General features: G+C 71.9%; 18 protein-coding genes and 2 pseudogenes. 4 read left to right on the top strand and 16 right to left on the bottom strand.

All coding sequences use genetic code 11. The annotated features are described in order from the left end of the window. Nucleotides 1–360: 360 nt before the first annotated feature. From OTB19_RS07770 to OTB19_RS07815, 10 genes are all read right to left on the bottom strand, one after another. Nucleotides 361–2,283, bottom strand: a complete 1,923-nt coding sequence (locus OTB19_RS07770; protein ID WP_267797285.1) for a helix-turn-helix domain-containing protein — start codon at nucleotides 2,281–2,283, stop codon at nucleotides 361–363. 86 nt (nucleotides 2,284–2,369) lie between these two features. Further along, nucleotides 2,370–3,059: an AfsR/SARP family transcriptional regulator gene (locus OTB19_RS07775; RefSeq protein WP_267797286.1), complete on the bottom strand. Its 690-nt coding sequence runs from the start codon at nucleotides 3,057–3,059 to the stop codon at nucleotides 2,370–2,372. 122 nt (nucleotides 3,060–3,181) lie between these two features. After that, nucleotides 3,182–3,916, bottom strand: coding sequence for a ScbR family autoregulator-binding transcription factor (locus OTB19_RS07780; RefSeq protein ID WP_267797287.1), 735 nt, complete (start codon nucleotides 3,914–3,916; stop codon nucleotides 3,182–3,184). Between the two features lie 195 nt (nucleotides 3,917–4,111). After that, complete coding sequence (gene fbaA, locus OTB19_RS07785) at nucleotides 4,112–5,134, bottom strand: class II fructose-bisphosphate aldolase (protein ID WP_267797288.1); 1,023 nt, start codon at nucleotides 5,132–5,134, stop codon at nucleotides 4,112–4,114. Nucleotides 5,135–5,425: 291 nt separating this feature from the next. Then, a complete protein-coding gene (gene pyrE / locus OTB19_RS07790; RefSeq protein WP_267797289.1) occupies nucleotides 5,426–5,965 on the bottom strand; it encodes an orotate phosphoribosyltransferase in 540 nt (179 codons plus the stop codon). A gap of 21 nt (nucleotides 5,966–5,986) precedes the next feature. Continuing rightward, on the bottom strand, nucleotides 5,987–6,775 hold the full coding sequence (locus OTB19_RS07795; protein WP_267797290.1) for an aldose 1-epimerase: 789 nt from the start codon (nucleotides 6,773–6,775) through the stop codon (nucleotides 5,987–5,989). Nucleotides 6,776–6,853: 78 nt separating this feature from the next. Then, the gene (locus OTB19_RS07800) at nucleotides 6,854–7,753 is read right to left on the bottom strand and encodes an SRPBCC family protein (RefSeq protein WP_267797291.1); all 900 of its coding nucleotides are present in this window, start codon (nucleotides 7,751–7,753) and stop codon (nucleotides 6,854–6,856) included. Nucleotides 7,754–7,907: 154 nt separating this feature from the next. Next, on the bottom strand, nucleotides 7,908–9,548 hold the full coding sequence (locus OTB19_RS07805; RefSeq protein ID WP_267797292.1) for a polyamine aminopropyltransferase: 1,641 nt from the start codon (nucleotides 9,546–9,548) through the stop codon (nucleotides 7,908–7,910). A gap of 148 nt (nucleotides 9,549–9,696) precedes the next feature. Next, complete coding sequence (locus OTB19_RS07810; protein ID WP_267797293.1) at nucleotides 9,697–10,248, bottom strand: DUF2617 family protein; 552 nt, start codon at nucleotides 10,246–10,248, stop codon at nucleotides 9,697–9,699. Nucleotides 10,249–10,545: 297 nt separating this feature from the next. Continuing rightward, a complete protein-coding gene (locus OTB19_RS07815; protein ID WP_267797294.1) occupies nucleotides 10,546–10,674 on the bottom strand; it encodes a hypothetical protein in 129 nt (42 codons plus the stop codon). A gap of 269 nt (nucleotides 10,675–10,943) precedes the next feature. Between OTB19_RS07815 and OTB19_RS07820 the strand changes: the two genes are divergently transcribed. Beyond that, entirely contained in the window at nucleotides 10,944–12,134 is a 1,191-nt protein-coding gene (locus tag OTB19_RS07820; protein ID WP_267797295.1) for a pyridoxal phosphate-dependent aminotransferase, read from the top strand. Between the two features lie 90 nt (nucleotides 12,135–12,224). Here the strand turns inward: OTB19_RS07820 and OTB19_RS07825 are convergent, their stop codons facing one another. Beyond that, nucleotides 12,225–14,315, bottom strand: a complete 2,091-nt coding sequence (locus tag OTB19_RS07825; RefSeq protein WP_267797296.1) for a hypothetical protein — start codon at nucleotides 14,313–14,315, stop codon at nucleotides 12,225–12,227. Nucleotides 14,316–14,673: 358 nt separating this feature from the next. Further along, nucleotides 14,674–14,798: pseudogene (locus tag OTB19_RS07830) on the bottom strand (aminotransferase); the annotation flags it as partial. A gap of 23 nt (nucleotides 14,799–14,821) precedes the next feature. On the opposite strand from OTB19_RS07830, the pseudogene OTB19_RS07835 reads away from it, so the two are divergent. Beyond that, nucleotides 14,822–15,145: pseudogene (locus OTB19_RS07835) on the top strand (aminotransferase class I/II-fold pyridoxal phosphate-dependent enzyme); the annotation flags it as partial. 148 nt (nucleotides 15,146–15,293) lie between these two features. Here OTB19_RS07835 and OTB19_RS07840 read toward each other — a convergent pair. Next, a complete protein-coding gene (locus OTB19_RS07840; protein ID WP_053684367.1) occupies nucleotides 15,294–15,836 on the bottom strand; it encodes a YbjN domain-containing protein in 543 nt (180 codons plus the stop codon). 214 nt (nucleotides 15,837–16,050) lie between these two features. Continuing rightward, entirely contained in the window at nucleotides 16,051–18,651 is a 2,601-nt protein-coding gene (gene clpB / locus OTB19_RS07845; protein ID WP_267797297.1) for an ATP-dependent chaperone ClpB, read from the bottom strand. Nucleotides 18,652–18,764: 113 nt separating this feature from the next. Between clpB and OTB19_RS07850 the strand changes: the two genes are divergently transcribed. Beyond that, a complete protein-coding gene (locus OTB19_RS07850) occupies nucleotides 18,765–19,184 on the top strand; it encodes a pyridoxamine 5'-phosphate oxidase family protein (protein ID WP_267797299.1) in 420 nt (139 codons plus the stop codon). Nucleotides 19,185–19,395: 211 nt separating this feature from the next. Here the strand turns inward: OTB19_RS07850 and OTB19_RS07855 are convergent, their stop codons facing one another. Both OTB19_RS07855 and OTB19_RS07860 read right to left on the bottom strand, forming a co-directional pair. Then, complete coding sequence (locus OTB19_RS07855) at nucleotides 19,396–19,710, bottom strand: (2Fe-2S)-binding protein (protein ID WP_267797300.1); 315 nt, start codon at nucleotides 19,708–19,710, stop codon at nucleotides 19,396–19,398. Continuing rightward, entirely contained in the window at nucleotides 19,710–19,994 is a 285-nt protein-coding gene (locus OTB19_RS07860; RefSeq protein ID WP_267797301.1) for a hypothetical protein, read from the bottom strand. The genes OTB19_RS07855 and OTB19_RS07860 overlap by 1 nt, the downstream gene beginning before the upstream one ends. Before the next feature lie 237 nt (nucleotides 19,995–20,231). On the opposite strand from OTB19_RS07860, the gene OTB19_RS07865 reads away from it, so the two are divergent. Continuing rightward, entirely contained in the window at nucleotides 20,232–21,284 is a 1,053-nt protein-coding gene (locus OTB19_RS07865) for a helix-turn-helix transcriptional regulator (RefSeq protein ID WP_267797303.1), read from the top strand. Nucleotides 21,285–21,306 lie beyond the last annotated feature (22 nt).

Genomic DNA, 21,306 nt, shown 5'->3' on the forward strand with positions numbered 1-21,306 from the left:
CTCCTTCGTCATCCGCAGCAGCGCCGCCGGCGCGGCCCGCGTCAGGTCCGTCATCCACGCCTGCACCGGCTGCCGCCGCGCGTCCGTCCACTCCCCGAACAGCAGCATCTCCCGCCCGGCGAACCACCCCCCGCCCCCGCTGCCCGGGCCAATCCAGCCCCGCCGGCGTTTGAGGCGCGGGGCCGGTCCGACCCCACCCAGCCCCGCCGGCGTTTGAGGCGCGGGGTCCGGGGCGGAGCCCCGAAAGCCCGGCGGAGCCGGGGCCGCCCGCGCAACGGCGCCGCACCCGAACCACCCCCCGCCCCGCGGAACCGGCACCGGCACCGCCACCGCACGCAACCCCCACCAACCGGCGGAGCCCTACGCCTCCCCCCGCCCACTCGCCCGCCGAGCGTCCAGCACCGCGCGCGTCTTGCGCAGCCGCAGCGCCATCTGGATCTCCAGGGCCTGCGCCGGCTTCTGCCAGCCCTCCCCCAGGAGTTCCGCGATGCGTTCCAGGCGGCGCGACACCGTGTTCGGGTGGACGTGGAGTTCCTCCGCCGCGTGTGTCGGGCTGCCGCCCGAGGCGAAGTACGCGTCCAGCGTGCGGGTCAGGTCCGTGAGGCGGTCGGTGTCGTACTCCAGGACCGGCCCGATCGTCGAGGCGATGAACGCCTCCACGTCGTGGTCGGCGGACAACAGCAGTCCGAGGAAGCCCAGTTCGCGCAGCGAGGCCGTGCCCCCGGCGCCGTCGAGCGCGGTCAGCGCGTCCAGGCAGCGCACCGCCTCCGCGTACACCCGGGCCACCTCCCCCGGCCCGGCCGCGGGCCCGGCGGCGCCGGTGGACACGGCGTGGCCGAGCAGCGGGGACAGTTCACCGGAGGCCCGGTGCGCGGCGGCCGAGGCGTCCGTGCCCGGGAGGACCAGCACGATGCAGCCCCGGCGGACCCCCTTGAGCCCGCCCATCCGGTACGCGTACGAGGATGCCCAGGCGACGGCCTTGCCCAGTTCCCCGCCTTCCGGGCGGGCCACCACCACCACGTGCGGCCGGTCGAGGTCGAGGCCGAGGCGGCGGGTGCGGTCCGACAGGTGCGGGCCGACGGCGTGGGGCCGTTCCAGCAGGTCGGCGAGGAGTTCCTCGTGCACGGGGCCCTCGGCGGCGGCCGTACCGCGCTGGATGAGCATCAGCGAGGCCACCGACTGGGCGGCGAGCTGCAACAGCCGTACGTCCTCCTCCACCAGCGGCGCGGACGCGCTGAGCAGCAGCACCCCGAGGTCCTCGGCGCCCGCCAGCACGGGCGCCAACCACACGTCGCCGGGCAGGCCCGCGGGGCGCCGGTCGGTCAGCGCCTGGAGCGCCGCCCTGGTGACCGCCGCCTCGTCCAGGTCGGGGAGTTCGCCGGTGACGGTCAGCGGCCGCCCGCCCGGGTCGCGCACCTGGAGCACCCCGTCCAGCGCGTCGGCGGTGGCCCGGGCCAGGGTGGGCAGTCCGGCGCCGTCCAGGACCAGGCCGGCCAGCCGGGCGTGGCACTCCCAGAGGTATCGGACGCGGGTGAGCGCGGTGTTGGTGCGGGAGCCGAAGACCTCCAGTTCGTGCACCTCGTCGCGGGTCTGTTCCAGCAGCCGGGCCTTCTCGATGGCGACGGCCGCGAGGTCGGCGAGGGAGAGCAGCATGCCGATCTCGTCTGGTCCGAACCGTCGTACGGCGCGGTCGGCTCCGTAGAGCGCGCCGAGGGTGGAGTCCCCGCGCCGGAGCGGGACCGCGATGATCGCGTGCAGTCCTTCGGCCCGGACCACGGCGTCGATGCCGGGGGCGTGCGCGATGGCGTCGTCGTTCAGGTAGTCGGCGCTCCAGACGGGGGAGCGACGGTCCTGGGCGATGCTGCCCAGGCCGCGGCCGGTACCGAGTTCGAGGCCGACGTTCAGGGCGGTGGTCTCGCCCTCGGAGGTCCGTACGTAGGCGGAGCCGTCGGGGCGGCTCAGGGACAGCCAGGCCATGTCGAAGCCGAGGAGCCGGCGGACGCGGCGGGTGATCAGCCGCAGCAGGCCGTCGATGTCGTAGGGCGAGGTCAGGTCGTGCGCGGTGTCGACGAGGGCGGTGAGCGCGGCCTCCCGCTGCTCGCGGCGCCTGGTGTTCCTGCGCACCGAGCGGGACAGGTCCACCGCGCGGGTGAGGCGGGCGAGTTCCTCGCTGTCGGCGCCGGCCTCGCGGGCTTCGAGCAGCAGGGCGTCGTAGGCGCTCTGTGGGGCCTCCGCGACGAGCAGTTCCAGTACGGCCAGCGAGCCGCCCCCGTCTCCAGGCATCCTGTCCCTCCCCCGTCCGACCAGCGCTTCTCTGTCCGGAACTCGAACCTAGGTTCCGGGTGACGGGGGGTCAAGCGGCGGCCGGTTCAGGCGAGGCTGAGCCGCGGGGTGGGGCGGGCCGCGCGCAGCGCCTCGACGCGTTGCTCGGCGCGGCGCAGGTCGGCGAGGTAGGCGCCGCCGGAGCGTTCGTGTCCGCCGCGCAGTCCGGCGAGTTCCAGGCGCAGTTCCCGGTCCCGCCCGAGGAACAGTTCGGCCTCGACCCACTGGCCGAGGACGGCGCGCCGGTCGGCGTCCAGGGCGGCGACGCGGCCGGCCAGCCAGGGGCCCGCGTCGATGCCGGCGAGGGCGGGGCCGGTCCACAGGTCGAGGGCGCGCCGCAGCCTGCGGGCCGCCTGTTCGAAGTCGCCCCGGCTCATGGCGCGATAGCCGGCGCCCGCCTCCCGCTCGAACTCCTGGGCGTCCGATCGGCCGCCGCCGGTGTCGAGAACATACCCGCCGGACCGGGCCGACAGCACCGTGCGGGCGTCGCGCACCGACCCGACGGCCTGAGCCTGGGTGAACCTCTCGCGCAGCAGGCGCACGGCGGTGATCAGGACCGATCGGGCGTTCGCGGTCGGGGTGCGGTGGGCCAACTCGTCGGCGAGCACCCGGACCGGGACGACCCGGTCGGGGCAGGCGGCGAGGGCGGCCAGCAGATGACGGGACTCCGGTGTGGGCGCCGCGACGGGCACCCCGTTCTCGCTGACGCGCAGCTTTCCGAGCAGCTCGATGTCCACGTCTTCCCCCCGGGTCCGAGGAAAAATAATACCCGGAAGGATCTTTTTGGGAAGAGGGCGGTCGGGGAGGGCCTGTGAAGGGGTGTCGGATGATGCCGGGGCGCCGAGGACAGGGGGTGACCTCAGGCCGTCACCGGCTCTCCCCGCTCCTCGCTCCCGACCACCGCGGGCGGGGCGCCGGTGGGGCAGCCGGCCAGACACTCGTGCCGGCCGTGCGGACCGTACAGCGCGCGGGCGCCCCGCCCCGGGGCGGTGTCCAGCCGGATCGCCAGGGCCGGGACCACCATGCTCGGGAGGACGTGGCTGTACAGCTCCGAGACCTGGGGGTCCAGGTCCAGGCCGAGCGTCGAGGCCATCCGGTTCAGTCCGGCGTACGCGCCCACGACCAGCCGCGAGGGAACCAGCGGGTCCACGTCCGGCAGGAGTTCGCCCCGCCGTTTCGCCTCCGCCAGCACGTCCGTGTGCTGCTCGATCCACGCCGTGTACGGCGCCGCCTGGTCGAGTGCGCGACCGGCCCAGTCCAGGGTGAGCCGTGCGCTGGCCCGCATCAGCACGTCGTGCCGGAGCTGATGGGAGAAGATCATCCCGATGTCGATGAACTCCTGCACCTTGTGGCTCTGGGGAAGGGCCTGCGGCTGGCCCTGGTTCTGCGCGTCGACGACGGCCTGCGCCAGGTCGTCCTTCGAGTCGAAGTGGAAGTAGAGGGCGCCCTTGGTGACCTTGGCGATGTTGACGATGTCGGAGAGCTTGGCCGCCTCGTAGCCGTGCTCCTCGAACACCGTCGCCGCGGCCTGCAGGATGGCCAGGCGGGTACGTACCGCCCGCTCCTGCTTGACCTGGGGTCGTTCCGTCCTCATGGCTGCCGCCTCTCCTGCCCCACCGCCATTACATAACCGCGGGTACGTTCCTGTGGGTAGATTCCACACCATGGCCGGACGGCAGTCCACTGGCGTATGTCACCTCCGCCGGGCCCCGGCGCTCCCGACCACATGCGAAAGGGGCCCGCCGGTCCCCACGGGACCGGCGAACCCCTCTACCGGGTACGGGCCGGACTACTTCAGCCGGGTACCGGTGGAACGCAGGTTGGTGCACGCCTCGGCGACACGCGCGGCCATGCCCGCCTCGGCGGCCTTGCCCCAGGTGCGGGGGTCGTACTTGGACTTCGTGCCGACCTCGCCGTCGACCTTCAGCACCGCGTCGTAGTTGCGGAACATGTGGTCCACGACGGGGCGGGTGAAGGCGTACTGGGTGTCGGTGTCGAGGTTCATCTTCACGACGCCGTTCTCCAGCGCGGTGGCGATCTCCTCGGCGGTGGAGCCCGAACCACCGTGGAAGACGAAGTCGAACGGCGAGGACTTGCCGTACTTCTCGCCGACGCCGGCCTGGAGGTCCTTGAGGAGCTCGGGGCGCAGGACCACGTTGCCCGGCTTGTACACGCCGTGCACGTTGCCGAAGGACGCGGCGAGCAGGTAGCGGCCCTTCTCGCCCAGGCCCAGGGCCTCGGCGGTGCGGATCGCGTCGTCGACGGTGGTGTACAGCTCGTCGTTGATCTCGTGGCTGACGCCGTCCTCCTCGCCGCCGGTCGGGGTGATCTCGACCTCAAGGATGATCTTCGCGGCGACGGCCTTGGCGAGCAGCTCCTGGCCGATGGCCAGGTTGTCGGCCAGGGTCTCGGCGGAGCCGTCCCACATGTGCGACTGGAAGAGCGGGTTCAGGCCGCGGGCCACGCGCTCGGCGGAGATGTCGAGCAGCGGGCGGACGTAGCCGTCCAGCTTGTCCTTGGGGCAGTGGTCGGTGTGCAGCGCGACCGTGATGTCGTACTTGGCGGCGACGATGTGCGCGAACTCGGCCAGGGCGACCGCGCCGGTGACCATGTCCTTGCTGTGCTGGCCACCCAGGAACTCCGCACCACCGGTGGAGATCTGGATGATGCCGTCGCTCTCGGCCTCCGCGAAGCCGCGCAGGGCAGCGTGCAGGGTCTGGGACGAGGTCACGTTGATGGCCGGGTAGGCGAATTTTCCTGCCTTCGCCCGGTCGAGCATCTCGTTGTAGACCTCGGGGGTTGCGATGGGCATCTGTCCGCTCCTTGGATGTGCGGGGAGTGTGCTTATTGCGGGCCCTGACCTGGGGGCGACGTCATCGTCGACCCCATCCTTCCAGACTCCGCGCGTCACTCCACCCCGCCGTCCACGCCACATGCGAAAACCGGGCGGGACGTTTCACGTGAAACATTCCGCCCGGCAACGAACGAGCAGGTCAGAGCCCGACCAGGGGTCTGCGGGGACCTTCGTCCCCACTTGGTCGGGCCGGCCGGAAGCCGGTCGCGCCCGACCATCGAGGCCCGCCTGCCGAGACGGCGACAGGGCCTAGGAGAGGCCGAGGTCCTCGAGGCGGTAGCCGGTGAGGTAGGGCAGGCCGGCCTCGGCGATGGCGTCGGCCGCGCCCCGGTCCACGATGGTGGCGACGGCGACGACCTCGCCGCCGGCCTCGCGGACCGCCTCCACGGCGGTCAGCGGGGAACCGCCGGTGGTCGAGGTGTCCTCGACGACCAGGCAGCGCTTGCCCTTGACGTCGGTGCCCTCGATGCGGCGCTGCATGCCGTGCGCCTTCTGCGCCTTGCGCACGACGAAGGCGTCCAGGCACCCGCCGCGCGCGGCGGAGGCGTGCAGCATCGAGGTCGCGACCGGGTCGGCGCCCAGCGTGAGGCCGCCGACGCAGTCGAAGACGAGGTCGGCGGTCAGGTCGAGCATGACCTGACCGACCAGCGGGGCGGCCTCGCCGTCGAGGGTGATCCGGCGGAGGTCGATGTAGTAGTCGGCTTCCCGCCCGGAGGAGAGGGTCACCTTGCCGTGCACGACGGCCTTGTCCTTGATCTGCTGCAGAAGCGCATCCCGTACGTCACTCATGGCGTCGAGCTTAATTGCGCGCTACCCGAGCCGCCGCCACGTCCACGTCGTGGAGATCTCCAGCGGGTCCACGGGGGTGACCAGCCGCGGAAGGGTGTTCAGACCGTTCGGGGGGCCGGACTGCGGCTCGACGCAGACGGCCTCGGCCTGCTCGTCGTAGACGACCACCCATTCGTCCCGGCTGGTGATCCGCAGCTCCAGCGCGTCGGGCCAGGTGAGGGTGACGTCCACGCCGTCCGGCATCCCGAAGCAGTCGTCCCAGGGGCCGGGCTTCGGGTCGACGCGCCGTCCGGTGGGCAGGTGGTCGGCGCCGCGCTCCTCCTGCCAGGCCGCGTCGAAGCCGATCCGGACCTCCGGCCCGTCGGCGGCCAGGGTGCGGTTGAACCACGGGTGCCAGCCCGCCTGGGCCGGGAAGGAGTCCTGGTACGTCTCGATGCCCAGGGTGAGCGTCAGCGCGTCCTCGCCCAGTTCGAAGATCTGGGTGACCTTGCCGCTGTGCGGCCACGGGTCGCCGAGGTCGTACGTGAAGGCGGCGCGGGTCGCGTCGGCGCCTCCCGGCCGCCACGCCGCGTCCCGGCCGAAGCCGTGGATGGCGTGCGGCGGTTGGTTCTGCGGCATCTGGTGGACGGCGCCGCCGTCGCGGAACCGCCCGTCCTCGATGCGCCCGCACCACGGGACCATCGGGAAGGACCCGTACCGGGGGCCCTGTCGCAGCAGCTCGGTCCCGTCGACGCGCAGACTGCTGATCCGGCAGCCGTTCTCCTGGTCGATCGTCAGCTCGGCGCCGCCGGCGCTCAGTCGCGTACTCATACGGCCGACCCTACGGGTGCCGGACGCCCCACGTGTCCCGGGGCATGCCCCACGTCACGCGGGCACACCGGAGGCGGGTCAGCGGCGGCGGCGCAGCACCCGGCCGACCACCACGGCGGAGGCCACGGCGAGGGCGGCGGCGGGGGCCAGCCAGCGCAGGTTCGCTCCGGCCGCGCCGGCGGCGGGCGCCGGGACGGGGGCGTAGCGGCCGCGCGGCGGCGCGTGGTCGACCTCCTCGGCGCTCCGGCCGATCATCGTGCGGCGGGCGTGGGCGGCCTCGGCCGGGGGCCGTGCGGGTCCACCGACCTCGCCGAACTCGCCTTCCAGGAAGGGGTCGAGGGACGGGGGCGGCACATCGGTGTCGAAGACGGACGCGGTGACCCCGCCGTCCTCGGCGCCGTCGGCGTCATCGGTGGCCTCGACGCCCTCGGTGTCCGCCTCGAATCCCGCCTCGTCGGCCACGGGATCCGCCCGATCCGCCGGGTCCGCGTCGGCGGCCGGAACGGCCCCGGGAGCGGCGTCGGCCACCGGTTCCACGGCGCCGGCCGCGCCGGCCGTGGCGGCGAGCTGTGCGGCGGCGCGGTCCAACAGCCGCTGTACGGCGGTGGCGGTGGCTTCGGGGGCGAACCCGGCGGCCCGGCCGTCGAAGGTCGCCCCGCCGGTGAACTCCAGTCGGGTCCCGTCCCCCTGGGGGGTGAGCCGCAGCAGGAGGGCGAGCTTGACGGTGCCGCTGCCCCTGGCCTCGGTGCCCTCGCCCTCGACGGCGAACCGGTCGGGATCCCGTTCGATGACGGTCAGGGACCCCCGGTAGGTCACGGTGTGTCCGCCGATCCGCGCCTTCAGCCGGCCCGACAGCGGCCCGGACTCGGCGTCGGCGTCCTGTTGGAAGCCGGGTACGCAACGGGCCGTGCGGGCGGGATCACGCAGCACGGCCCGGAGGTCGTCTGCGGCTACCGGAACGAACACCTGATGCTCCATGCGGTCGAGCCTACCGACGAGACCCGCCCACGCGCCCGGTCCGGCGCCAAGTGCACGCGCCGTGGCCCGTTCCCGATCTTGCCGGTGCCCCCGGGCACGCGATCGTGTGCCCGGGCCGGGTGCCGCGGGCCGGGCGCCACTTCGACGACGGGGCCTAGGAATACCTCGGGTGCGGGAGGGTGGAGGGCGGCAGCCCGTCCAGGCGGGTGCGCTCGGCGTCCCGGGTCGCGTCCTGGAGCGCGCGGGTGGACAGCGAGCGCAGCCCCGGCGTGTCGCGGTCGACCCGCAGCTCGGGGACGGCGGCGCGGGCGGCAAGCACGAAGCCCCAGTCCTGCGGGGGACCGGCGCCGCCGCCGAGGGTGCGGTCGGGTCCGGCGGCGAAGCCGGTGAGGCGGCCGCCCGCGCTGTACGGGGCGGTCCGCAGGCCGGCGGCGCGCAGGGTGGTCTCGACGGTCCAGTAGGTGCGCGGCCGACCGGCCAGCGGCCCCGCGTGCACGGCGATCCGGCCGCCGGGGCGCAGGGCCCGCGCCGCCAGCCCGTAGAACTCCTGCGAGTACAGCTTCGTGCTGGGGGTGATGCCGGGGTCGGGGAGGTCGGAGACGATCACGTCGAAGCGGTCCTGGGTGCCGGGGCCGCGCAGCCAGCGGAACGCGTCCTGCGTGACGACGCCGAGCCGGGGGTCCGCGTACGCCCCCGCGTTGAGCCGCGAGAGCATCGGGTCGGTGCGCGCGAGCCGGACCACTCCCGGGTCGAGTTCGACGACGGTGACGGAGGCGACGTCCGGGTAGCGCAGCACCTCGCGGGCGGCGAGCCCGTCGCCGCCGCCGAGGACGAGGACCCTGGTGTGCGGGCCGGTCATCGCCGGGTGCACGAGCGCCTCGTGGTAGCGGTACTCGTCGTAGCCGCTGACCCGCAGCCGCCCGTCGAGGTACAGGTCGAGGGAGCGCGGGGATCCGGTGCCCGGGCCGGTGAGCACGAGTTCCTGGACCCCGGTCTGGACGGCGACCCGCACCTCCCCGCCGTAGACGGCCCGCCGGGCGACCCGCTCGAAGTCGTCGGCGAGGACGGTCGCGGAGGCGAGGACGGCCACGACGGTCACGTTCACGCCGATCAGCAGCCAGCGGGAGCGCCGGCTGAGGTCCTGGCGGAACAGCCACAGCACGAGTCCACCGCCGGCGAGCGTGTTGACGGTGCCGGTGAGCAGGGCGCCGGTGAGCTGGCCGAGCAGTGGCAGCAGCAGGAACGGGAAGGCGAGTCCGCCGACCAGGGCGCCCACGTAGTCGGCGGCGAACAGGTCGGCGACGGCGCCGCCCGCGTCCTGTCTGCGGATGCGCTGGATCAGGACCATGAGCAGCGGGATCTCCGCGCCGATGAGCACCCCGATGGCGAAGGAGAACGCGACGAGCGCGGGTCTGGACTCCCCCAGCCAGGCGAAGCTCGCGTACAGGGCCATCGCGGAGAGCCCGCCGATCAGCGCGAGCGCGGCTTCGATGGCGCCGAATCCGAAGGCGGGCCGCCGCCTGAGCCGTTTGGCGAGGAGCGAGCCGACGCCCATGGCGAAGACCATGACGGACAGCACGATCGACGCCTGGGTGACGGAGTCGCCGATCAGGTAGGAGCCGAGGGCAAGCAGCTCCAGTTCGTACACGAGCCCGCAGGCGGCGCATACGAACACGGTGGCCAGGACGAGGAGCCGGCCGGTCCGGGGCCGTACGGGCAGGGCGGCCGGACGGGTCGCCACGCCCCGTGACTCCGGAGCCGGCAACACCCGGCGCGGGACGGAACGGTCGATCATGAAGCGAACCGTACGTCACCACCCACTCGCACCCTGTCACCCACATGGGTGCAAGTGGCGCACCTGTCCGCCCAGTTGGCGTAACCCGGGCGCAACCACCGGCGCCCCACCGGCCGGTGAGCAGCACCCCGCATCCGACGGCAACGGCCTACAGCAGTGCGGCCGTCATCTCGGGGGCGGTCGCGGTCGGTGACCCGGTCCGCATGCCCACCCGGGTACGCGTGGCCACCAACTGCCCTTCCTGCGGGTACGCGTGCCAGGTCCGCCAACGGACCTGGCCCTCGTGGCGCTGTGCGAGCAGGGCGGTGAACGCGTGCGGGCTTCCCGGGAAGGTTCCGGCGAGTCCGTTCGGGTGATCCGCGACCAGCGCGAGCAGTTCCTGCGCCCGCCCTGCGAACGAGCCGCGCGACAGGGTCTCCACGCGGGCGGCGAACTCGTACTCCCAGTCGCCGACCCGCTTGGCCACGCCGAGCGGCAACGGTGTGCTGCTGCCGGGCATGCAGGCGACGGTCTCCGAACAGAGCACTTCGCCCTCCTCCAGGAGGACCTGGTGAGAGGCCCCGAGCAGGCGCAACTCCACCTTCGCTCCGTCGAGCCGGAGGTTCAGTACGGCCAAGGCGGGCAGCCGCTCCCGACCCAGGGCCCAGGCGAGATCGGCGGCACGCGTGTCGGTATAGGTGGTCTGGAGGGTCGTGAGCATGAGTCGGCTCCGCAAACGCGCGAGGGAGAGGTGGCCGGGGCCCGCCAGCGGTGGTCAACGGGTGGGGGGACACCGGCACGGGTCCACAGGAAGTCCAGGAGGTCCGAGGACTGGTCTACTCAACCGAGGGAATCATGAAAGGCACGGCACTCACAGCGTTTTTACCCAACTTGACGGGGTTTACATCCCCCCGGGGGCTACACAGTTCACGTGTTCAACCACGTGCCCCCCGTACGCCGTAATACGCAGCCGAACAAGGAGACGCCCGAGGGAAGTTGTCCCCGCTGGGCGTCTCTTTTACGCAACTCCGGCTCCGGCCGTGTTCGTCAACTGGACCCGCATCCCCCACCCCCGCAGGACGAACCGCAGGAAGAGGAGGACGAGCCGCAGGAGGACGACGAACCACAGGAGGATCCGGACGAACACCCACCTGAAGATCCTCCCCCGGCCCAGTGGCTTCCGCCACTTCGGCGGCGGGCCGCGCCGCCTGCCTTGACGGCCGCCCTGACGATCCCCACGACCACGAGCGTGAACACGCCCACTCCGACGAGCACTGCGATCAGCACCATCTCCGGCCCCTCTCTGACACCCCGGTCCCCCGGGGTCCGGGATCCCCGCGTCCCGTGTGCGGGGGAGATTCCCTCAGGCCATCGGCGCCAAAGCACACTTGAGCAACTCCAGAGGTTGCCCGCAGGATGGCCGTCATGAGCGCACCCGCGGCCGGCAGCCGCCCCTTCCTCAACCGCAGCCTGGCGGTCTTCGGCACCACGATCTTCGCGGAGATGTCGGCGCTGGCCGCCCGCACCGGGTCGATCAACCTCGGTCAGGGCTTTCCCGACACCGACGGTCCCGCCGAGATCGCCGAGGCGGCCGTGCGCGCGATCCGGGACGGCAAGGGCAACCAGTACCCGCCCGGCCCCGGCGTCCCGGAGCTGCGCACCGCCATCGCCCACCACCAGGAGCGCTTCCACGGACTCGCGTTCGACCCCGACACGGAGGTCCTCGTCACGGCGGGCGCGACGGAGGCCATCGCGGCCTCCCTGCTGGCTCTGCTGGAGCCCGGCGACGAGGTCATCGCCCTGGAGCCGTACTACGACTCCTACGCCGCCTGCATCGCCATGGCAGGGGCCGTCCGCGTACCTCTGACGCTGCGCGCGCCGGACTTCCGTCTCGACGTGGACGCGCTGCGCGCCGCCGTGACCCCGCGCACCCGCCTGCTGCTGCTGAACACCCCGCACAACCCGACGGGCACGGTGTTGACCCGGGCGGAGCTGGCGGCCGTCGCGGACCTGGCGATCGAGCGGGACCTGCTCGTCGTGACCGACGAGGTCTACGAGCACCTGGTGTTCGAGGGCACCCATGTGCCGCTGGCCTCGCTGCCCGGGATGCGCGAGCGCACGGTGACCATCTCGTCGGCCGGCAAGACGTTCTCGTTCACCGGATGGAAGGTCGGCTGGGTGACCGGGACCCAGGAACTCGTGAGCGCCGTCCGTACCGCCAAGCAGTTCCTGACGTACGTGTCCTCGGGCCCGTTCCAGTACGCGATCGCTGAGGCGCTCCGCCTGCCGGACGCGTACTTCGACGGTTTCCGCGCCGACCTGCAACGCAAGCGCGACCTGCTCGGCGACGGCTTGCGCGCGGCCGGGTTCGAGGTCTACCAGCCGCAGGGCACGTACTTCATCACCGCCGACATCACCCCCCTCGGCGAGAAGGACGCCTACGCCTTCTGCCGCGCCCTCCCCGAGCGCTGCGGCGTGGTCGCCATCCCCAACTCCGTCTTCTACGACGACAAGGACGCCGGCCGCAGCCAGGTCCGCTTCGCCTTCTGCAAGGAGGACGACGTTCTTGCAGAGGCCACCAGCCGCCTCCGACGCCTCATGTCCTGAACTCACGCCGCCCTCGGCCTCGCCCGGGGCACGCGTCCTCGTCGGCAAGAGCAGCGGCGGCCGGTGCGAGTCCGGCGGTGTCGCCGCTGGTCAGCGGCGCCGCTTGCGGCCGTTCTTGCCGACAGGGTGCCGGCGCTTGTGGGCGCGGCCGAGACGGGCGGAGGGAGCGCGCACCGCCCGGGCCGCCAGCTGCCTGAGCTCCTCCAGGCCAGCCCGGTCAGGGTGCGCGGAGTCCAATGCGGCGGCGATCGCGTCCCTGGCCTCGGGGCCCTGGGCGCGGAGCGCCTCCTCGGCGCCGCCCGAGCCGCCCGCCAGCTCCACGAGCTGGAGCAGGTTCTCGGCGAGCACCAGCAGATGCTCGGCGTCGTTCATGCCCTCGGGAGACAGCAGCTCACTCTGCGCCAGCGCGTTCAACGCCAGCGGCGCCAGCCGGGGGTCACGACGCAGCGTGCGTACCAGCCGCACGCCCTCATCGTCCGGCAACGCCGCCAGCAGCACGCCGAGCATCGCCTGCGCACGCGTACGGAAAGGCGTGGTCCGCACGGCGTCGGTCAGTTCCCGCAGTGCGTCCGCCCTCTCGCCGCGGGCCGTGATCCAGCCGGCCAGCTCCGCCTGGGCGGCATCCGGCGGGTATTCCTCAGCCAGTACGCCCAGCAGGCCGGCCGCCGGCGCCCCGGCCAGTTCACCGATCAGCGGCGCGTCCCGGCCGACCGCCAGCAGCCGCTGCCGTACGGCCCGGGTACCGAGCTCGGTGAGACGGATGAGTTCGACAGGCCCGGTGGTCAGCTCCTGCCGCCGCTGATCGGCCCGCTCCCGCGCCGCCGAGTCGGGGGTTGCCGCGACGCCCAACAGCTCCGCGATCTCCGGCGGCATGTCCGCGAGCAGCTCGGGTCCGGCATCGGAGAGGTCGGCATCGAGGAACACCGGATCGGCCATCCCACGGTCCCGCTCGATCGCGCCCAGGTCGTCCAGCAGGTCGAGCGCCTTGCGCAGGTCCCGGTCGGCGTGCTCGAACCACATCCGGTGCTGGAGGTCCGACCCGTCGTCGAGCTGGAAGGAGGTCCGATAGGCCAGGTGCACTGTGTCGCGCAGCCGCGGCCAGGGCATCGGGTACGGCAGGCTGTAGAGCGTGTTCAGCACATCCTGCAGGACGTCCTCGTAGACATCGAAGAGCATCGACTCGACGTGCCAGCCGTTGCGCGCCCCGAGCAGGACCTGCCGCAGCTCGAAGCACGCGTCGAAGGCGCGCAGCCACAGCTGAAGCGGGTCGGCCAGCAGCGGCTGGGCCTTGGCCACCGCGTACAAACGCCCTTTGACCACCCGGACCAGCCGCGCCTTCTTCGCCCACTCCACCAGCAGTCCCAGCCGCGGCAGGTCGGCCGAAGAGCGCACCCCATCGGTCTCGTCCCGAGTGCCGAGCCGGTCCGCCAACTCACGGGCATGTGCCATCCGCAGCCGTCCCGTCGCCGTCAGGGGGCGGCCGTCCTGTCCCGCCCACTCGGTGAGTCCGCGCAACTGCGCCACCGTCGTCGACGCCCCGGCCGGTCGGCGCAGGTCGTCGTCCGGAGGAAGCACCACGGGCAGCTGCGGCTCGGCGCGGGCCGAGCCGGACAGCGCGCGGCCCGTCAGCCGCCGTTCCATGATCGCGTCGAGGGCCTGCCCGTCGTAGGCGGCTTCTCCGCGCCGCGCCCGGTCCGCGAAGCGTTGCAACGCAGCCCCGTCCAGGACGTCCACGCCCTGCTCGGCGGCCGTCATCGCCCAGAACTTCGCCAGACCCCAGCGAGTGCGGTCCGCCATCGCCGCCGGATACTGTTCCGCGACCTTGTCGACCGCGGCGAGGGAATCATGGAGTGAGGGGCCGCGTGGGTCCGCCAACTGTGCGGCGTGCAGGTAGCGCAGCAGCGTGCGCAGTGTGCCCGGGGCGTCGGAGCGCTCCTCCCCGGAAAGCTCGGTGACGTTCTGGGGCAGCCAGGAGAGCAGCACCTCCTCCACATGGCGCGGCTCCCACAGCCCCAGTCGGCCGTCGGCCGTCGCCCGGTGCCGGTAGTCCAGCACCGTCTCGGCAGTGAATCCGTCCACCGGCAAGCCCTGTTCCCCGCCCCACCGGACCAGGCGGTCGACCAGCAGCCCGCGCGCGGCCTCGAACTCCTCCTCGGCCTCGGCTTCGAACCTCATCCGCATGCAACTCGCCCAACCCGTCCGCAGCAGTCCTGACGGTGGCACGCTACCGCCGAACCACGGCCGAATCGGTCGAGGACGAGTAGCTCACCTGCTCAAGGGTCAGCGGGCGTTCGACTGCTCGGGCTCCGGACGCGGGAGTTCGTCGAGGTCGAGGGTGAAAGTGCGGCCGTCGGCCAAGGAGATGGGGAGCTTGCCCGTGCCGTACTTGTGGGTGTGCGCCGCGATGTAACCGGTGTCGGTCGGCTGGGTGTGGAGGACGACCTCCTGGGCGTAGGGGTCCACCACCAGGTAGATCGGGATGCCGTAGCGGCCGTACTTCAGCCGACCATCGGGAGAGCGCGAGGGAAGCACAGGCGTCCTCGGGCGTGGCCAGGGCCTCCGCGATCGCGTACTGGAACGGGCCTCCGAGGCGACGTACGTCAGGAACTGCTTCGCGGAGCGGACCGCCGCCGTCAGGGCGGGCGGGGCGGTGACCCAGCCGACTCCTTGTTCATACACCCATTCGTGTGTCACTGCCGGACGCCTACTACGACACCTTCCGCGCGGACCTCGCCGCCAAGCGCGACATCCTCGCGGACGGCCTGACGTCGGCCGGCTTCGAGGTCTACCGGCCCCAGGGCACCTACTTCATCACCACCGACATCACCCCCCTCGGGGAGAAGGACGGGCTCGCCTTCTGCCGCGCCCTGCCCGAACGCTGCGGTGTGGTCGCCATCCCCAACCAGGTCTTCCACGACGACCGGGCCGCCGGCGCCACCCAGGTCCGCTGGGCGTTCTGCAAGCGGGAGGACGTCCTGCGCGACGCCGTCGACCGCCTCGGGCGGCTGTAGGACCCCCGTCGCGGCCCTCGCGGCCCCCCGGAGGGGGGAAGGCGAGAGCCCGGGCGCGCACGGGGGTCGTGGTGACCCCGGTGTCGTCCGGGCTCTCGTGCGGCCACGGGGCGTACCTGCTCCTCGTGGCGCGCTTACCGCTGTGGGCCTAGTTGTTGTCGTCGCCCTTGTCTTCTTCGCCCTCGGCGGAGTCGACGTCCTTTTCGAGGCCGAGCTGCTCGACGAGCCACTTGTCGAACTCGATCGAGGCACGGACCCAGCTGACCGTGGAGGACACGAAGTGCTCCAGGCTGACGCCGGTGCCGATCAGCATCTGCGCCTCACCGATCAGGCGGACCGAGCCGTCGTCGTGCGTGTGGCTGTAGACCTTCGGCCACAGGGTGCGACGGTTCCAGTCGTCGATCGTCTCCAGGAGCTGCGGCTTGTCCTCGATCTCGTGCGGGCGGTCGTAGAAGGTCCGCACCGAGAAGACCTGCTGCTCGTCCTCGCCGCGGAACATGAAGTACGTGCGGAACTCCTCCCACGGCGCCGCGAGGTCACCCTCGTCGTCGACGACGTACTTGAGCTCCATCTGTTCCAGCAGCTGCTTGACCAGATCCTGGTCGGGGACGACGGGGCCCGCCGGTCCTGTGGCCTGCGGATCGGGCTGCTGCCCTCCGAAGTTCGGAATCGAGGCCGGGTCGATGCTCACCGTGTACTTCCCTTCGTGCGGATGAACCACATCCTCCACCATCGGTCCCACCCCGTGTCCAGCCCCGCACGCGCGATCCGCTCCGGGCGGACACGAGTAGGACTCAGGTAAGGAGGACGGGGCCCCACACGACCCGGCGCGGGGCCGTTCGTCGCGGGGGCGGCGGGGGCCCGGATCCTTCGGCCCCCACCGCCCAGGGTACGACCGGCTCGGCCTAGAGAACCTTGCCGACCAGCAGGTCTTCCCCGGCCACGGCCACCCGTACGGTGTCGCCGTCCCTGACCTCGCCGGACAGGATCTCCTTCGCGAGGCGGTCCCCGATGGCCGTCTGGATCAGCCGGCGCAGGGGTCGCGCGCCGTACGCCGGGTCGTTGCCCTTGTCCGCCAGCCAGGCCAGCGCCTCGGGGGTGACGTCCAGGGTGAGGCGGCGGGCGGCGAGCCGCTTGGCGAGGCGGTCGATCTGGAGCTGCGCGATGTGGGCCAGCTCGTCCCGGCTCAGGGCGGAGAAGACCACGAGGTCGTCGAGGCGGTTCAGGAACTCCGGCTTGAAGGAGGCCCGGACCACGTCCAGCACCCGCGCCTTCTTGTCCTCCTCGGAGATCGCCGGGTCGACCAGGAACTGGCTGCCCAGGTTCGAGGTCAGGATCAGGATCGCGTTGCGGAAGTCGACGGTGCGGCCCTGGCCGTCGGTGAGGCGGCCGTCGTCGAGCACCTGGAGCAGGACGTCGAAGACCTCGGGGTGCGCCTTCTCCACCTCGTCGAGCAGGACGACGCTGTAGGGGCGGCGCCGGACGGCCTCGGTGAGCTGGCCGCCCTCCTCGTAGCCGACGTAGCCGGGAGGGGCGCCGACCAGGCGGGCCACGCTGTGCTTCTCGCCGTACTCCGACATGTCGATGCGGACCATGGCCCGCTCGTCGTCGAAGAGGAAGTCCGCGAGGGCCTTGGCCAGCTCCGTCTTGCCGACGCCCGTGGGGCCGAGGAAGAGGAACGAGCCGGTCGGGCGGTCCGGGTCGGCGATGCCGGCGCGGGTGCGGCGGACCGCGTCGGAGACGGCCCGCACGGCCTCGGACTGGCCGATCAGGCGGCGGCCCAGCTCCTCCTCCATGCGCAGGAGCTTCTGGGTCTCGCCTTCCAGGAGGCGGCCCGCGGGGATGCCGGTCCAGGCGCCCACCACGTCCGCGATGTCGTCGGGGCCGACCTCGTCCTTGACCATGCTGTCCTTGGAGGCGCCGGCCTTGGTGGCCTCTTCCTCCTCCTCGGTGGCCTCCGCCAGCTCGCGCTCCAGCGTCGGGATCTCCCCGTAGAGCAGCTGGGAGGCGGTGTCGAAGTCGCCGTCGCGCTGGGCGCGCTCGGCCTGGCCGCGCAGGTCGTCGAGGCGTTCCTTCAGCTCGCCGACGCGGTTGAGGGACTGCTTCTCCTTCTCCCAGCGGGCGGTGAGGCCCCGCAGGTCCTCCTCCTTGTCGGCGAGGTCCTTGCGGATCTTCTCCAGCCGTTCGAGGGAGGCCGGGTCGGACTCGTTCTTCAGGGCCAGTTCCTCCATGCGCAGCCGGTCCACGGAGCGCTGGAGCTCGTCGATCTCCAGCGGGGAGGAGTCGATCTCCATGCGGAGCCGGGACGCGGCCTCGTCGACGAGGTCGATGGCCTTGTCGGGCAGGAAGCGGGAGGTGATGTACCGGTCGGAGAGGGTGGCCGCGGCGACCAGGGCGCTGTCGTTGATGACCACCTTGTGGTGGGCCTCGTAGCGGCCCTTGAGACCGCGCAGGATCGCGATGGTGTCCTCGACGGTCGGTTCCGCCACCAGCACCTGCTGGAAGCGGCGCTCCAGCGCCGGGTCCTTCTCGATCCGCTCGCGGTACTCGTCGAGGGTGGTCGCGCCGACCATGCGCAGCTCGCCGCGGGCCAGCATGGGCTTGAGCATGTTGCCCGCGTCCATGGCGGAGTCCCCGCCGGCGCCCGCGCCGACGACGGTGTGCAGCTCGTCGATGAAGGTGATGATCTGGCCGTCGCTGGACTTGATCTCCGCGAGGACCGTCTTCAGTCGCTCCTCGAACTCGCCGCGGTACTTGGCGCCCGCGACCATCGCACCGAGGTCGAGGGAGACCAGCCGCTTGTTCTTCAGCGATTCGGGGACGTCGCCCTTGACGATGCGCTGGGCGAGACCCTCGACGACGGCGGTCTTGCCGACGCCGGGCTCGCCGATGAGGACCGGGTTGTTCTTGGTGCGGCGCGACAGGACCTGGACGACCCGCCGGATCTCCTGGTCGCGGCCGATGACCGGGTCGAGCTTGCCCTCGCGGGCCGCCGCGGTGAAATCGGTGCCGAACTTCTCCAGGGCCTTGTACTGACCCTCGGGGTCGGGGCTGGTCACCCGGCGTCCTCCTCGTGCTTCCTCGAATGCGGCCAGCAGCTTCTTCGCCGTCGCGCCCTGGGTGGAAAGGAGCTCGCCGACCGCGCCGCCCTTGGCGGCGAGGGCGATGAGCAGGTGTTCGGTGGAAAGGTAGTCGTCCCCGAGCTTCCCGGCCGTCTCGTCGGCGTCGGCGAGCACGGCGAGCAGCTCGCGGGTGGGCTGCGGGGGTGCGACGGTGGAACCCGTCACGCTGGGCAGGGCGGCGAGCAGGCGGTCCGCGCCGGCGCGGACCTCGACCTGGTCGGCGTCGGTCGCGGCGAGCAGGTCGGTGACGTTCTCGTTGTCCTCGCCGGCGAGCAGGGCCAGCAGCAGGTGCGCGGGGGTCAGGTCCGGGTGGCCGTCCTTGACGGCCCTGCGGGTGGCGGCGTTCAGCGCGTCCCGGCTCTTGTTGGTCAGCTCGGCGTCCACTGCGGCTTCTCCTCTCCGTCGCGATACAGGGGCATGACACGTATAGCGTGCACAAAGTTGAGTCTATTCCACTCAAGGCAGTGTGTGGCGCTGCATCTCGTACTCTTCGGGCCATGCCTGGTTCGAACACAGCCCACGACGTACTCAACCCGACGCCGGAGTACCTCGCCTTCTGGCGGGAGCGGCACGTCTGCACCCTGACCACTCCGCGGCCCGACGGCAGCCCGCACGTGGTGCCGGTCGGCGTGACGTACGACCCCGAGGCGGGGCTGGCCCGGGTGATCAGCAACCGGCACAGCAAGAAGATCCGCAACGTCCTGGCGGCCCCGGACGCGACAGCGCGGGTCGCGGTCTGCCAGATGGAGGGCCGGCGCTGGGCCACCCTGGAGGGCCGCGCGGTGATCCGCACGGACGAGGCCTCGGTGGCGGAGGCGGTGGCGCGCTACGCGGAGCGCTACGGGCGGACGCCTTCGCCCAACCCGGACCGGGTGGTCATGGAGATCACCCTGGACCGCGCGATGGGGCGCGGCTGACGGCGGAGCCGACCCGGACGCCGGCGCGGCGGACCCGGGCGGAGGCGCGGGCGCGGCGGCTGACGTGGGCACGGACCTGAACTGACCGATGTGTTTGTCCGGTTCAACCACTGGACGCGAACATCACAACGGCGCCATCGTGGTCAGGTCCACGATGGCGCCGTTGTGTGGGGGTAGTGCCTGAGCGATCTGCAACGACGGGGGAATCGCTTCAGGCACTTCGGGGGGTGGCGGCGGTGATGTCGGGTTCGAAGAGTTGGTGGTCCCGCTGGTCGAGATTGACGAAAACCATGCCGTACCGCACTTCGCAGCGGACGGGCTGCGGTGCGCCCCGGGGGCGGCGCAGACAGCGGTAGGCGCGGACGTCTTCGTCCTCCTCGCGCACGACGACGATCGGCTGGCCGAACAGCGTGACCATCAACGAATCGCCGGCGTGGGGGATCGCGGTGGCGAGGTCGATGAACTGCCAGCCGGACCGGTACGCCGAAGCCATCTCGCGTCGGAAGTCTCGGTCGTCGGGGGTCATCAGACGGCCATCACAGGCAGAGCGGTCCAACCCGAGTCCGACGCGCCGGAGGGCGCGCTGGTCCAGCCGCTGTCCGACGAGCGCGAGGGGGCGCTGGTCCAGCCGGAGTCGCCGGCCTGGGTCCGGGTCCACCCGCTGTCCGCCTTGCCGGACGGACCGTTGGTCCAGCCCGAGTCGACGGCCGGCAGCACGGTCCAGCCACTGTCCGCCTTGCCGGTCGGACCGTTGGTCCAGCCGGAGTCACCGGCCTGCAGTACGGTCCATCCGCTGTCCGACTTGCCCACCGGCGCGCCGGTCCAGCCACTGTCGCCGGTCAGAGCGGTGCCCCCCGCGTCACTTTCGACGGCACCGACTACCCCAAAGACCGCAACAGCGGAGAAACCAACGGCAAGCGCCGAGCGAAGCATTCTCTTATACATGGTCGGCTTCGTCCTCACTTGATGGAATCCTCTCCCCCGCCACACAGACGATGGCTCATTCAGGCACGTCAATGCCACAGGGACGATGCATCATGTTCTTGCATGTTCAGGACCCTGGGGGGTGGAGATTTGCCCAAAAGTGCGACAAACCCGACTCATCCCCACTCCGTCACGTCCCTGTGCCCTGAGGGAACGCGGCTGTACACGGCTGCGCTCAGCGCCGGCCGGATCGCTCGGAGCGAGGTTCAGCAGGCCCCCTGCCTGCTTGAATTCGCCCTGGTGCAGCCTGACCCGGATGACGCGAACCAGCTCCGCCCGGTTCCCCCGTCCGTCGCATTGGCGCAACGGCTGCATCCGATTGAACGCGAGATCCAGGACAGGCGACGTACGGCTGTAGATCTCACCGATGCTTTCGAGCCGTTTCTGACCATCAGTGCGCAGAACCCGGCGAACACCCACGCCATCACCGTCCTGGAGGGCTTCGAGCGCATCAACGCCGCGTTGGACCTGGCGACGGCCGAGTGCCACACGGAGATGCTGACCATCCAGCCGGGCGGCGCGCGGCCCTCCCTGGCCCTCACACAGGCCCTGGAGCGGGACGCCCCGCTGATCGACCGGGGCATCAGCATCAGGACGCTCTACCAGCACACTGCGCGGCACAGCCAGGGCACGCTGGCGTACGTGGACCGGATCTCCGCGGGAAAGGTGGAGATCCGCACCCTGGAGGAGCTCATCGAGCGACTCATCGTCTTCGACCGCACGGTGGCGTTCATCCCGGTCAGCGACGACCGGAGGGTGGCGCTGGAGCTGCGGCACCCGGGGCTGGTCGACTACCTCATCAAGGTGTTCGAGCAGCTCTGGCGGCGCGCCGTGCCCCTGAGCGAGGAGGTCACCTACACCCACATGCACGACGGCATCACGGGCGTGCAGCGGTCCATAGCGCAGCTCCTGGTCGAGGGGCACGTGGACGAGGCCATCGCCCGCCGGCTGGGAATGAACGTACGAACCTGCCGTGCGCACATCGCCCGGCTGGCCACGGCCCTCGGCAGCGGCAGCCGGGCGCAGCTGGGCTTCCTGATCGCCCAGTCCGGCATCCTGCACAGCTCGGCCCCGCACCTCCCGGAGGACGAGACCGACCACGCGAACCACCTGTAGCGGCGCGGAAGGCCCCGCCCGG

The sequence above is a fragment of the Streptomyces sp. H27-H5 genome, from assembly GCF_026627505.1.
GTDB lineage: Bacteria > Actinomycetota > Actinomycetes > Streptomycetales > Streptomycetaceae > Streptomyces.

Bases quoted from the DNA above. Each gene is read 5' to 3' on its own strand.
- OTB19_RS07865 (WP_267797303.1), top strand. From the start codon at position 20,232: ATGTTCAGGACCCTGGGGGGTGGAGATTTGCCCAAAAGTGCGACAAAC.
- OTB19_RS07850 (WP_267797299.1), top strand. From the start codon at position 18,765: ATGCCTGGTTCGAACACAGCCCACGACGTACTCAACCCGACGCCGGAG.
- OTB19_RS07770 (WP_267797285.1), bottom strand. From the start codon at position 2,283: ATGCCTGGAGACGGGGGCGGCTCGCTGGCCGTACTGGAACTGCTCGTC.
- OTB19_RS07855 (WP_267797300.1), bottom strand. From the start codon at position 19,710: ATGACCCCCGACGACCGAGACTTCCGACGCGAGATGGCTTCGGCGTAC.
- OTB19_RS07810 (WP_267797293.1), bottom strand. From the start codon at position 10,248: ATGCTCACGACCCTCCAGACCACCTATACCGACACGCGTGCCGCCGAT.
- fbaA (WP_267797288.1), bottom strand. From the start codon at position 5,134: ATGCCCATCGCAACCCCCGAGGTCTACAACGAGATGCTCGACCGGGCG.
- OTB19_RS07825 (WP_267797296.1), bottom strand. From the start codon at position 14,315: ATGCGGATGAGGTTCGAAGCCGAGGCCGAGGAGGAGTTCGAGGCCGCG.
- pyrE (WP_267797289.1), bottom strand. From the start codon at position 5,965: ATGAGTGACGTACGGGATGCGCTTCTGCAGCAGATCAAGGACAAGGCC.
- OTB19_RS07820 (WP_267797295.1), top strand. From the start codon at position 10,944: ATGGCCGTCATGAGCGCACCCGCGGCCGGCAGCCGCCCCTTCCTCAAC.
- OTB19_RS07805 (WP_267797292.1), bottom strand. From the start codon at position 9,548: ATGATCGACCGTTCCGTCCCGCGCCGGGTGTTGCCGGCTCCGGAGTCA.
- OTB19_RS07800 (WP_267797291.1), bottom strand. From the start codon at position 7,753: ATGGAGCATCAGGTGTTCGTTCCGGTAGCCGCAGACGACCTCCGGGCC.
- OTB19_RS07795 (WP_267797290.1), bottom strand. From the start codon at position 6,775: ATGAGTACGCGACTGAGCGCCGGCGGCGCCGAGCTGACGATCGACCAG.
- OTB19_RS07780 (WP_267797287.1), bottom strand. From the start codon at position 3,916: ATGAGGACGGAACGACCCCAGGTCAAGCAGGAGCGGGCGGTACGTACC.